This is a genomic window from Paenibacillus sp. Negev47 (assembly GCF_058313655.1).
The window spans coordinates 6,774,876-6,787,265 of the sequence record NZ_CM177754.1 but is presented as its reverse complement, the minus strand read 5'-3'; the positions used below and the strand labels follow the sequence as shown (position 1 = coordinate 6,787,265).

Annotated in this window: 10 protein-coding genes; 7 read left to right on the top strand and 3 right to left on the bottom strand. The window is 45.4% G+C overall.

The window, feature by feature from the left end; genetic code table 11:
* Positions 1–871: 871 nt before the first annotated feature.
* The 3 genes from gntK to AC4G47_RS30425 form a co-directional block, all read right to left on the bottom strand.
* Positions 872–2,419: a gluconokinase gene (gntK, locus tag AC4G47_RS30435; protein WP_491104256.1), complete on the bottom strand. Its 1,548-nt coding sequence runs from the start codon at positions 2,417–2,419 to the stop codon at positions 872–874.
* A 66-nt stretch (positions 2,420–2,485) separates the two neighbouring features.
* Entirely contained in the window at positions 2,486–3,847 is a 1,362-nt protein-coding gene (locus tag AC4G47_RS30430; protein WP_458124785.1) for a GntT/GntP/DsdX family permease, read from the bottom strand.
* 211 nt (positions 3,848–4,058) lie between these two features.
* Entirely contained in the window at positions 4,059–4,733 is a 675-nt protein-coding gene (locus AC4G47_RS30425) for a GntR family transcriptional regulator (protein ID WP_458124784.1), read from the bottom strand.
* 578 nt (positions 4,734–5,311) lie between these two features.
* On the opposite strand from AC4G47_RS30425, the gene rpmH reads away from it, so the two are divergent.
* The 7 genes from rpmH to rsmG all read left to right on the top strand — a co-directional run bounded on the left by rpmH (position 5,312) and on the right by rsmG (position 12,234).
* Positions 5,312–5,446 (top strand): 50S ribosomal protein L34, encoded by a 135-nt coding sequence (gene rpmH, locus AC4G47_RS30420; RefSeq protein WP_017691413.1) that lies wholly within the window; start codon positions 5,312–5,314, stop codon positions 5,444–5,446.
* 360 nt (positions 5,447–5,806) lie between these two features.
* Positions 5,807–6,157, top strand: a complete 351-nt coding sequence (gene rnpA / locus AC4G47_RS30415; protein ID WP_017691415.1) for a ribonuclease P protein component — start codon at positions 5,807–5,809, stop codon at positions 6,155–6,157.
* Between the two features lie 74 nt (positions 6,158–6,231).
* On the top strand, positions 6,232–7,110 hold the full coding sequence (locus AC4G47_RS30410) for a YidC/Oxa1 family membrane protein insertase (RefSeq protein ID WP_491104255.1): 879 nt from the start codon (positions 6,232–6,234) through the stop codon (positions 7,108–7,110).
* Positions 7,107–7,808 carry an RNA-binding cell elongation regulator Jag/EloR gene (gene jag, locus AC4G47_RS30405; RefSeq protein ID WP_458124782.1) on the top strand — a complete coding sequence of 234 codons (702 nt, stop codon included), beginning with the start codon at positions 7,107–7,109 and terminating at the stop codon, positions 7,806–7,808. The genes AC4G47_RS30410 and jag overlap by 4 nt, the downstream gene beginning before the upstream one ends.
* A gap of 210 nt (positions 7,809–8,018) precedes the next feature.
* Positions 8,019–9,395: a tRNA uridine-5-carboxymethylaminomethyl(34) synthesis GTPase MnmE gene (gene mnmE, locus AC4G47_RS30400; RefSeq protein WP_124118699.1), complete on the top strand. Its 1,377-nt coding sequence runs from the start codon at positions 8,019–8,021 to the stop codon at positions 9,393–9,395.
* A gap of 227 nt (positions 9,396–9,622) precedes the next feature.
* Positions 9,623–11,512 carry a tRNA uridine-5-carboxymethylaminomethyl(34) synthesis enzyme MnmG gene (gene mnmG / locus AC4G47_RS30395; RefSeq protein ID WP_458124780.1) on the top strand — a complete coding sequence of 630 codons (1,890 nt, stop codon included), beginning with the start codon at positions 9,623–9,625 and terminating at the stop codon, positions 11,510–11,512.
* Positions 11,512–12,234, top strand: a complete 723-nt coding sequence (gene rsmG / locus AC4G47_RS30390; RefSeq protein ID WP_458124779.1) for a 16S rRNA (guanine(527)-N(7))-methyltransferase RsmG — start codon at positions 11,512–11,514, stop codon at positions 12,232–12,234. The genes mnmG and rsmG overlap by 1 nt, the downstream gene beginning before the upstream one ends.
* The last annotated feature ends 156 nt before the right edge of the window (positions 12,235–12,390 follow it).

Here is a 12,390-nt window from a genome sequence, read left to right as displayed (position 1 = left end):
AGACTGTCACTCCTTTTACATGTTCCAAGTGTGGCTTAAGCCATGATGCAGTGTCGAAATACGAGATATATTGTTGAATTTATCCCCAAACCCCCGCAGGTCGAAAACAAAAAAAGTATGAACAACGGAAAATTGTTCACAACTTTATCCACAGGCTGTTGATAATATTATGGGTCAGATCACATATTCACATCCAAAAGTAATACAATCATAGCAAAAGAAACCCCGCATTTCAACGTATCGCGTGATTTTATCCACAAATTCAATAACTTGTGTATAATTTTTAGTCACAACACAATATATTGTTTATAAACTGTTTAACTTTCGACAGAAAGACCTAAAAACCAAAAATGTTTTATACACAGGTTATCCGTCAAATGATGCCATATTGTGTGTAAAAGTATTCTTCGTTTGTGAATAACCTGTCTGTGGATAACCGTGAATTGAAAATGGAGCATGATCGAGATCGGAAATAGAGTTACCTCTTCCCCTCTTGTTTTTCTTGCCAAAAGACTAAGGGGAAATTCACGAATTCAGAATCAGGGTGGGAGGCGGAGCACGTAATCAACTTATGTGTTCTGTTAAACAAGAGAATGGATGTGGCTTCTGAAAAGATGGCGATCTGCGATTCGTCGAAGTAGAGGAATAATGGACAAGAGGATTTCATTTTAAGACATCTGGAATGTGAATTATCAGGAATCAAAAGGTGAGCTGATGCTCAATATTGAGGTAGAAGCATATGAATGTATGATATGAATCCAATGGATAGATTATGTGTATAGAACAAAAGAGGTTGTCCCCTAAAACCGATTTCTGGTTTTGGAGGACAACCTCTTTTGTTGGTGCAGAGACTACGTATGGATTGATGATGTTAGGGACGATCCATGGACATCTTGCGCTGGAATTCAGCGATATCAGCATATTCCTCTTCCAGTTTGCGAGAGATCCGAATAAAGATGGGCAGCAGTTCCTGGTAGAGTGCAGCATTCTCTTTGACAGGGGTATGTCGATGGGTTGTGCCCACCATGGAAGAAACGGCATGAAGCGAGTCAATTCTTCCAGTAGCGTACAGACCAAGCACGACGGCACCCAGACAGGAACTTTCGAAGCTCTCGGGCACAACGACTTCCTGATTGAAGATATCGGACATCATCTGGCGCCAGAGAGGAGAACGTGCAAACCCACCTGTGGCTTGAATGGAGGTAGGTTGCCCAATCTGTTCTTCCATGGCGAGCAGTACCGTGTATAGATTGAAAATAACCCCTTCCAGGACAGCACGAATCATATGCTCTTTCTGATGATGGAGTGTTAAGCCGAAAAAGGAACCGCGGGCATCCGGATTCCATAAAGGGGCACGTTCGCCCGAAAGGTACGGATGAAATAGAAGTCCTTCCGAGCCAGGCCGGACACGTTCGGCAATCTTGGTCAGCACATCATAGGAATTGATGCCGAGTCGTTTTGCTGTCTCCACTTCAGACGCAGCGAATTCATCCCGCACCCAACGGAATAACATGCCACCGTTATTCACAGGTCCCCCAATGACCCAAAGATTCTCTGTGAGCGCGTAACAGAATGTTCGACCTTTGGGGTCGGTAACCGGACGGTCAACGACAGTGCGAATGGCACCGCTGGTTCCGATGGTTGCTGCAACAACACCTGGCTCAATGGCGTTTACGCCAAGATTGGATAAAACCCCATCACTTGCGCCAATAACGAAGGGCGTGGAGGGGGAGAGAGCCATTTTTTCAGCCGATTCGGTATTCATTCCTTCTAATATATGTGTTGTAGGTACGAGCTTCGATAGATGTTCTGGTGTAATGCCTGCAACCTCTAGGGCCTCCGCATCCCAGTCCAGCTGTTCCAGATTGAGCAAGCCTGTGCAGGAAGCGATGGAATGATCGACCACATATTGTCCGAATAGACGGAAGAACAGATATTCTTTAATAGAAATAAATTTGGCTGTGCGCTCGAAAAGTTCAGGTTCATCATGGCGCAGCCACATCAGTTTGGTCAAAGGTGACATCGGATGGATGGGAGTACCTGTGCGCAGATAGATGCGATGTCCCAATCCATTCTCTTGGAGCTGAGCAGACCATGCTGCACTTCGATTATCCGCCCAGGTGATGCAACGGGTTAAGGGTTTGCCGTCCTGGTCCATGGCAATGACGCTATGCATAGCCGAGCTGCAGGATACAAAGAGGATCTGCTTGGCAGCAATACCGCTCTGATCCATGACCCCTCGCACAGAGCGTAGGGCCGCCTGTACAATCTCTTCGGGGTCCTGCTCGGCAACATCGGGTGCAGGTGTATACAAAGGATATTCCTGTGTTGAGGTACTTACGACGGAGCCTTGCTCTGTAAACAACACGGACTTGGTACTGGTGGTACCGATATCGATTCCGATCATGTAGTTGTTCATGTATTTAATCCTTCTTTCTCCAGAAAGCGATGAGATTTTAAATTTTATCTACTATAGAGACTCCATTTATACGACTGTACTTAGCAGCAAAATAAAGATCAGTCCCACCACGGATAATAGTGTTTCCATAACGGTCCACGTTTTCAATGTTTGGGCGACGCTCATATTAAAGAATTCTTTGATCATCCAGAATCCTGCATCGTTCACATGAGACAAGATGAGTGACCCTGCGCCTGTGGCGAGTACAACCAGCTCAATATTGGCCCCTGGTGTGAGTGCAAGGACTGGAGCGACGATGCCGGCAGCTGTTGTCATGGCTACGGTTGCTGAACCGGTAGCTACACGAATGAGCGCCGCGACAAGCCAGGCAAACAGAATCACGTTAATGTTGGCATGGGTAGCGACTTCAGCAATGGCGTTACCTACACCACTATTGATCAATACCTGTTTGAAGGCACCACCTCCGCCAATAATGAGAATGATGGTCGCCGTAGGCGCCAGACATTCACTGGTGAAGCGAGAAATATCATGTTTGGTGAATCCACGTGCGAAGCCAAGTGAAAAGAGGGCAAATACGACAGAGATCAGCAGGGCAATGATCTCATGGCCAATAAATTCACTGAAAACGGTGAAGCCGCTCGTGGCATTTGGGTCAATGATGCTCGCTATGGAACCGATTAGCATCAGAATAACCGGCAGCAATATGGTAAACAGGGTAATACCAAATCCAGGCATGTTGCTGTTTGTTTTTGTTGCGAATTGTTCAGCCAGTTCAGCTGGCGGTTCGGTGTGTATTCTTTTGCCAATAAATTTACCAAACAAAGGACCTGCAATAATCGCTGTAGGAATACCAACAATAAGAGAGTACAAAATGGTTTTACCCAGATTCGCGTTGAAGGCTTCAATTGCAATCATTGGCGCCGGGTGCGGTGGAACCAAACCGTGTACAGTCGACAGACCCGCCAAAATGGGAATACCTATCTGCAGCAATGACATGTTGGTTTTACGTGCAACGGTGAAAATGATGGGGATCATCAGAATAACGCCGACTTCGAAGAAAACAGGAATACCGACGATAAATCCAACAATCATCATGGCCCAGTGCACACGTTTTACACCGAACCGATCGACCAATGTAGTTGCAATGCGCTCGGCACCACCAGATTCGGCCATCATTTTACCGAGCATCGTACCGAGGGCAATAACAATTGCGATGGTTCCAAGTGTGCCGCCTAGTCCCCCGGTAATGGAAGAGATCACATCGGCAGGTTTCATGCCTGTAAGCAAACCGAGCATTAATGCGGACAACAAAAGGGTGATAAAGGGGTTCCATTTATATTTGGAGATCAAGACGATCAGAAAAACGATCGCAATTAATGTCCAGACCAATAATGTTGCATTATGGGATAGTCCAAAAAGAGTGCTCATGATTTAGTGTGCTCCTTTATTTCTGATATAGAACGCTTTCAAGTGAAATCAGCGACAACAATTACATTCGTGCAGGTAATACAGAAAAGGTAAAAGTGAAAATGTAGCTTTATCATGCCCAAATTTGAAACATAATCGCATTTTGTATACTTGTCGACAAGTTAAGCCGCAATCATTCACGACGGATATGATTGCAAACGCCTTGCACCAATCAGGAGTCAAAGCTTTCGTGCAGGGTTTTGCCTGAATCTTGGAAATATGTTCGAACACCAGCCTGAATGAGCATTTTGTCACCGGATTCGAGTGCTTCTACTAGCAAACGGTGTTTCTCAATTACAGCGCTTACTTTCTGCACGCCTTGAACAAATACTCTGCGCGTCGTGAGTAGCATAACGGTCATCACAACATATCGAATACTCTTCCATAGGTGTGAGATCCGTGAGTGCTGGGCAGCTTCAATGATGGTTTCATGGAAAACGAGATCCTGATAGGCAAATTCGACGGCGTCCTGATGTTGGCCAGCGAGTTGCATTTTGTCGATCACGTTACGCAACTGGGTGATTAACGACTCAGGAACATCACCTGCGAGTCGCTGCTGCACAAAACTTTCAATCAGGAAACGGACATCATACAATTCTTCGACATCCTTGATTCGTAGTCCGAGGACAACGACACCCATACGTTCAAGCCGAATAAGACCTTCATTGGACAATGTACGTAGCGCTTCACGGACAGGTGAACGACTGCTGTCAAAATCAGCCGCAATTCGATTTTCTGACAAAATCTCTCCAGGTCGAAGGGTACCGCTGATGATCCGCAGCCTTAATTCGCAGGCAATGGCTTCACCACGGGAAGCCCCTTGAAGCCAGGAAGAAGGAAATAGCATATGGCTAACGCTCCTATTAATAAGTAATCAGTTCATTACTGATCATAGCATAACTATTTTGTGGACTGGACATTTCAGCTCAATCCATCGTCTGTAGTATGCATTATAACTGCTAATGTTTTTTTCAAAGGACTACTTGTATACAAGATGTGATTTTTATCCTACACCTTTCTCAAAAGCTTGTAAACCTTAATTGAAGCGGATACAATCTGATTGGAATTTAACTATATTGGAAGCCTATAATCATTATCCACATGTGAATAACTTTAAACAGGGTGTAATGAAGGAGATAGCAGGTATTGGAGGGTGTGGATAACTATAAAAGCTGTAATACCGTGATCTGATCAGGGTCTGGGGATAACTTTTGGAGCTCTCTTCGAGGCTTGGTAATGATAATAAAGTGTTCGGACTGTGGTCATCATTTCAGGTGGGATGGAGAGCGTATATAAAAGAGGGAGAAGCCTTGAGCTTTGCAGTTGACTTTTCCAGGTGGTCATGGTTAAATATATAAAGGTGTTTTCTGTGAAGATGAAAGTGATTCATCACATAAGTATTTCCTTGTGAGGAGGTGCAATACATTGAGACCTACATTCAAACCGAACGTTAGCAAACGTAAAAAAGTTCATGGTTTCCGGAAAAGAATGAGCACGAGCAACGGCCGTAAAATTCTGGCCGCACGTCGCCTTAAAGGCCGTAAAAACCTGAGTGCTTAATGCATTGAAGACCACCGAGGTGGTCTTTTTTTTCTTAATTTGGGTTATTTCAGACTGGATGCTGGTACAGATCAGGTCTGAATGGTCTGCGGAAAAGTCCTGAATACACATCTATGTATGTTGAGTGAGTTTTCCATTTTCGAAAACTTACCTTATATAAGGATGAATGTTGGTTTAGTTGAAATAGCTGGATCTGCAATCATCCAGGATGATTGTGTACTCGGTTTAAATGACCGATCAACAATCATCCCAAATGAAGTTGTCGTCAAGACAGTTTACTGTTATTCAAGAAAGCCTATACTAAATCAGTAATGAGGCCTCCGTCAATATCAATGATGGAGAACAGCAAGGAGAAGCGCCGTGTATAAAAGACTGCGTCTACGAAACCGGGCGGACTTTAGCCGCGTATACCGGTATGGAAAATCGTTTGCCAATCATCAATTCGTGGTGTATGGCTGCCGCCGTAAAGATACGGAACAATTCCGGGTGGGTGTATCATGCAGCAAGAAAATCGGAAACGCTGTCGTACGCAACCGGATGAGACGCATGATTAAGGAAATTGTTCGTCATCATGAGCATGAGATTGTCACGCAGATGGATCTGATTTTCATCGTCAGAAAAGGTGCACTGGACATGCCCTATAAAGAGATGGAAAAAAGCCTGCTACATGCGATGCGCAAAGGCTCTCTTTTGAAGTCGGGCAAGCGGTAAGCTTCGGTTTATTTGTCCTCCTAATTATGGTATGATTTACGGTGGAATGGAATGGTTAAGAGAGGGGTTATGAAGTGTCGCGATTGAAGACATCAAAGGGGAAGTGGATTCTCCTCATTGCAGTCATTGCAATGGTCACTGTACTCGCCGGATGTACTCCACAAGGAGCCGGGGTTACTACGGAAGATCTGAAGAATAGTGGTTCTTTCTGGCAAAGCAATGTTGTATACTGGTTCTCACTGGCGCTGGATACATTCGCCAACTGGTTCAAAGGTGAATATGGACTGGCCGTCCTCGTGATGGTGCTTATTGTACGGACATTGATTTTACCATTAACAATGAAGCAGGTCCGTAGCTCCAAAGCCATGCAGGCAATTCAGCCGCAGCTGAAGGAGATTCAAGCCAAGTTTAAAGATACACCTGAGAAAGTTCAGCAAGAAACAATGAAGTTGTTTCAGGAGAACAAAGTTAATCCGATGGCGGGTTGTCTGCCACTTCTGATTCAGATGCCGATTTACATCGCACTTTATAACTCAATTTACGGAAACTCCAGTCTGAGAACACATGATTTCTTGTGGCTCCAGCTCGGGGAACCGGATCACCTGTTTATTTTGCCAGTGCTGGCTGCCATCACAACATTCATTCAAACATGGATGATGATGCGTATGAACCCTGCACAGCAAGTTGGTCCGATGCAGTTTATGCTGTGGGTATACCCAATTTTGATCTTCGTGATGTCTTATCAGTTCCCGTCGGCACTTCCGCTGTACTGGTTCTACAGTAACATCTACACGATCGTGCAAAACTATTTCCTTTACCGGAATAATGATAAAATCGTGGCTGAGGTCAACGTGAAGCAGAATAGCTCTTCCAAAAATGGAGCTAAACGCAAAAACGGTGGCAAAGCGACCGTATCTGGAAAAGGGTCGAAAGGGGCCAAAAAATCGAAATGACCAAAGTCATTACGTCAGGAAAAACCGTTGAAGATGCTGTAAACCAAGGATTGACCGAGCTTGGCGTGAGTCGGGACAAGGTCGAGATACAAGTGTTAGAGCAGCCGTCAAAAGGATTCCTGGGTTTGATCGGGGTGAAGGCGGCCAAAGTTGAAGTGAAATTATTGCCTGTACCCGAAGTTGTTCCACAGCCGATCAAGCCAGCCGCACACGTACCTGAAGTAGATGCATTACTTGAGGGTGTCGCAGCTAAAAATCCCTATGAAGAAGCGGCTGCTTTCTTGAAAGAGGTGGCAGCAGGTATGGGACTGGATGTTGAAGTGCATATCAAAAAACAGCGGGACGGACATATCTTCAATATTGCGGGTGAGGACCTGGGCATGATTATTGGCAGACGTGGACAGACGCTGGATGCGCTTCAGTATCTAACGAACATTGTAGCGAACCGATACTCGGAAAGCTTCGTTCGAATTGTGCTCGACGCCGAGAATTTCCGTCAACGTCGGCGGAAGACGTTAGAGGAACTGGCTGAACGGTTGGCCGGACAAGCAATCCGTACCGGTAAGGAAGTTGTACTGGAGCCGATGCCTCCGCTCGAACGAAAAGTCATTCATGCTAAACTGCAAAATCATCCGCAGATTAAGACGTTAAGTAAGGGCGAAGAGCCCAATCGGCGTGTGGTTATTACGACGAAATAACACGAAATTGAAGACGCAATGGCTTCCTGCCCGGTGCAGAAGCCATTGCTTTTTTCGTACAGAAGCAATTTGATAAGGTGCGTAGCATAGGTAAACACTGAACTTAATACGATAAGCAGCGTGTCATATGTTATATCATTAATTGATTTGAAAATGGATATGGCGCCCTCCTGGGGCGGCAATTTTAAAATAGAGCAAGGAGAGATAACCATGATCAGTGATACGATCACAGCGATATCAACGGCTGTCGGAGAGGCGGGTATTGCCGTGATTCGGGTCAGCGGCCCGGATGCAGTGTCGGAGACAGAAAAGATTTTCCGCAGCAAAACCCCTTTAACTCAGGCGGCATCTCATACAGTTCATTATGGTCATATCATAGATCCCGTTAACGGGGAGAAGATTGAGGAAGTACTGGTTACGGTAATGCGCGCACCACGTTCATTCACAACAGAGGATGTTGTAGAGATCAGTGCGCATGGCGGTGTGGTATCAGTCAAAAGAGTCATGGACCTGCTGTTGCAGCTCGATATTCGTCTGGCTGAACCCGGTGAGTTCACGAAGCGTGCTTTCCTCAATGGGCGGATTGACCTGTCCCAGGCTGAAGGCGTTATGGATCTTATTCGTTCCAAATCGGACCGTGCTTTCTCGGTTGCATTGAAACAAGTTGAAGGCAAGCTGTCCTCCAAACTGCGTGATCTACGATATACATTGGTGGAAACCCTGGCTCACATTGAAGTAAATATTGATTACCCCGAGCATGATGTAGAGTCATTAACGTCTGATTTTATTAAGGAAAAGTCCAGTCAGGTTATGACTGAAATTGATAAATTGCTGACTACAGCAGAGCAAGGCAAGATACTGCGAGAAGGTATCACTACGGCTATTGTTGGACGACCTAACGTAGGTAAATCTTCATTGATGAATACACTTGCGCAAGACAATCGAGCCATCGTCACGGACATTCCAGGAACAACTCGCGATGTGATCGAGGAATTCATTACGATTAATAATATCCCTCTTAAGTTGCTGGATACGGCAGGTATCCGGGAAACGATGGACGTTGTAGAGAAGATCGGGGTAGAACGCTCTCGTTCTGCGGTAAGTGAAGCCGATCTGATCTTGATGGTTGTGAATGCTGCGGAGCCACTTCATCCCGACGAGATTGAATTATTGGAACAAATCCGCGGTAGACAATCGATAATCATTATGAATAAAATGGACTTAACGCCACAGGTAGAACGTGACGTACTGCTTCGTTACATTCCGGAAGAACGGCTTGTACCGATGTCGGTGAAAGATGATCTGGGTGTGGATCGACTGGAAGACGCCATCTCTACGTTATTCTTCAGTGGTAAACTGGAGTCCGCCGACCTGACCTATGTCAGTAATGTGCGTCATATTGCTTTGCTCAAAAAAGCGAAGCAGTCCCTAGTGGATGCATATGAAGCGGCAGAGCAGTTCATTCCGATCGATATGATCCAGATTGATGTTCGTTTGGCGTGGGAGCATTTGGGTGAAATTGTTGGCGATACGGCACATGATGCATTAATTGATCAGATTTTCTCCCAATTCTGTCTAGGAAAGTAAAAATAATATACTGCGGATTGACTTGAATCGTAGTGTATGATGGAGAGGTACAATTTCTGCCCGTTGTCAAAGGATGGAATGATGTTGTTGCCATTACGTGTTGGTTTCATATAGATAGGAATGCAAGTTCCGATGAACGGTTAGAAGTAGTTCGTTTTCATTATTGTAGTAAATGATCCGACTGTGTGGCTTACACCAAATGCAGCGGAATAAGGAGGTAAACAGGAATGGCTTTTGATGGCGGCAGTTATGATGTGATCGTCGTTGGTGCAGGACATGCTGGTGTGGAATCCGCGCTGGCTGCAGCCCGTATGGGGTCCAAAACACTGATGATTACGATCAATCTGGATATGGTGGCCTTTATGCCTTGTAACCCATCGATTGGGGGACCGGCCAAAGGACATGTCGTTCGTGAGATTGATGCACTTGGTGGAGAAATGGGACGGAATATCGATAAAACCTTTATTCAGATGCGGATGCTCAACACGGGTAAAGGGCCTGCTGTTCACGCGCTTCGTGCTCAAGCAGATAAATTCTCCTACCAGCATAAAATGAAGGAAACGATGGAGAATGAACGTAATCTGACGATGCGTCAGGGTATGGTTGATCGACTGATCGTTGAAGACGGAAAATGCGTTGGAGTCGTGACTCAGACCGGAACTGAGTATCGGGCCAAAGCGGTCGTTCTGACCACGGGCACATACTTGCGCGGTAAAGTGATTATGGGTGAGTTGATGTATGAGAGTGGACCGAACAATCAACAACCATCTCTTAAATTGTCAGAGCACCTGCGTGAACTGGGCTTCGATCTGGTCCGTTTCAAAACAGGTACACCACCACGTGTACACAAGGATACGATTGATTTTAGCAAAACTGAAATTCAGCCTGGCGATGATGAGCCGAAGTTCTTTTCCTATGAAACAGAATCTTCCGATAATGAGCAACTGCCTTGCTGGTTGACGTATACATCTGTGGAAACACATCAGATTATTACTGATAATCTGCATCGTGCACCGATGTTTTCAGGTGTAATCGAAGGGACTGGGCCTCGTTATTGTCCATCCATTGAGGATAAAATTGTCCGGTTTAGCGACAAACCGAAACACCAGATTTTCCTGGAGCCGGAAGGCAAAAACACATCCGAGTATTATGTGCAGGGGCTGTCCACGAGTCTTCCAGAAGACGTTCAGCTTGCGGTTCTGCGCTCCATTCCGGGTATGGAAAAAGTGGAAATGATGCGTAACGGTTATGCGATTGAATACGATGCGATGGTGCCTACACAATTGTGGCCATCACTTGAAACTAAACGTCTGCCAGGTCTGTTTACAGCGGGACAGATTAATGGTACTTCGGGTTATGAAGAAGCGGCTGGACAAGGCGTTATGGCTGGCATTAATGCTGCACGTAAAGTACAAGACAAAGAGCCAATTGTGCTTGATCGTTCGCAAGGTTATATTGGCGTGCTGATTGATGATCTGGTAACAAAGGGTACGAATGAACCTTATCGTCTGTTGACTTCACGTGCCGAGTATCGTCTGTTGCTTCGTCATGATAATGCAGATATGCGTTTGACGGAAATCGGACATGATATTGGACTGATCCCTGAAGAACGGTATGCCAAATTCCTGGATAAAAAGGCGAAAGTCGAGCAGGAAGTTGCGCGTCTGAAAGTGGCCAAAGCTCGTCCGGTTGAAGTGAACGCGAAGCTGGAAGAGTACGGATCTACACCTATTCAGGATGGAAGTACGTTGCTTACCTTGCTGCGTCGTCCAGAGCTCGGGTATGACCTGATTGAGCAGCTCTCACCATCTGAGGTAGAACTGACAGCAGATATGAAGGAACAAGTTGAAATCCAAATTAAATATGCGGGTTATATTGAGAAACAATTGATCCACGTGGAACGTTTGCAAAAGATGGAGAAAAAGAAAATTCCGGACACAATCGTATATGATGAGATTCATGGTCTTGCTATGGAAGCGAAGCAGAAGCTCGCTACGATTCGTCCAATCTCAATTGGTCAGGCTTCTCGTATTGCTGGAGTTACTCCTGCCGACATCTCCATTCTGCTGGTCTACCTGGAGCATTATAACCGTGTAACCGCAGCAAGGGGACAATAATGGACGATATCCAACGGCAGCTTCAGCTGCGCTTGAAAAAACATGGATTGGAACTGGGAGAACTCCAGTTGGAGCAGTTCGAACTGTATTATAAGGAACTGGTATCCTGGAATGAAAAGATGAATCTGACTGGGATTACGGATCGTGAGCAAGTGTATACAAAGCATTTCTATGATTCGGTATCGCTGGCTTTTTATACAGACATGACCAAAGTGAATAAGCTTGCTGACATTGGTTCGGGAGCAGGTTTTCCTGGGTTACCCCTGAAAATCTGTTTCCCGCACATCAAGTTAACGATCATTGATTCGCTGAATAAACGTATTGGGTTTCTGCAACATGTAGTAGATATCCTTGGTCTGACTGATGTGGAGTTGGTACACGGCCGTGCTGAAGAGATTGGACGCAAAGAAGGGTATCGTGACAGTTACGATCTCGTTACGGCGCGTGCAGTAGCCAAGCTGGCTGTGCTTAATGAATTTTGTCTTCCGTTTGTTCGCAAAGGTGGAATGTTCGCTGCGATGAAGGGCGGAGACCCGCGTGATGAAATGAAGGAAGCGGAGTTCAGCTTCAATCAGTTGAAAGGACGGGTAAAAGCCGTTCATCCTTTCCAGCTACCGGTTGAAGAATCAGAGCGTCATATCATCCTGATCCAGAAATTCGATAAGACACCTTATAAGTATCCGCGCAAACCAGGAACTCCAATGAAGACTCCACTGGTATAGGCGTAATGGTTTTGAAGTCAGTAAAAACTAAATGAAATTTCAGACACGGATAAAGAAGATGTTTCACGTGAAACATCTTCTTTTTTTTTGTTTCCTAAAATGAAGAAATGGATCAACATTACAGATACTCCATACTACATATCCCTTAAATCTTGA

What these genes read in the sequence shown, in the direction of transcription:
- gntK (WP_491104256.1), bottom strand. Translation starts at nt 2,419, where the DNA reads ATGAACAACTACATGATCGGAATCGATATCGGTACCACCAGTACCAAG.
- AC4G47_RS30430 (WP_458124785.1), bottom strand. Translation starts at nt 3,847, where the DNA reads ATGAGCACTCTTTTTGGACTATCCCATAATGCAACATTATTGGTCTGG.
- AC4G47_RS30425 (WP_458124784.1), bottom strand. Translation starts at nt 4,733, where the DNA reads ATGCTATTTCCTTCTTCCTGGCTTCAAGGGGCTTCCCGTGGTGAAGCC.
- jag (WP_458124782.1), top strand. Translation starts at nt 7,107, where the DNA reads ATGACCAAAGTCATTACGTCAGGAAAAACCGTTGAAGATGCTGTAAAC.
- mnmE (WP_124118699.1), top strand. Translation starts at nt 8,019, where the DNA reads ATGATCAGTGATACGATCACAGCGATATCAACGGCTGTCGGAGAGGCG.
- mnmG (WP_458124780.1), top strand. Translation starts at nt 9,623, where the DNA reads ATGGCTTTTGATGGCGGCAGTTATGATGTGATCGTCGTTGGTGCAGGA.
- rsmG (WP_458124779.1), top strand. Translation starts at nt 11,512, where the DNA reads ATGGACGATATCCAACGGCAGCTTCAGCTGCGCTTGAAAAAACATGGA.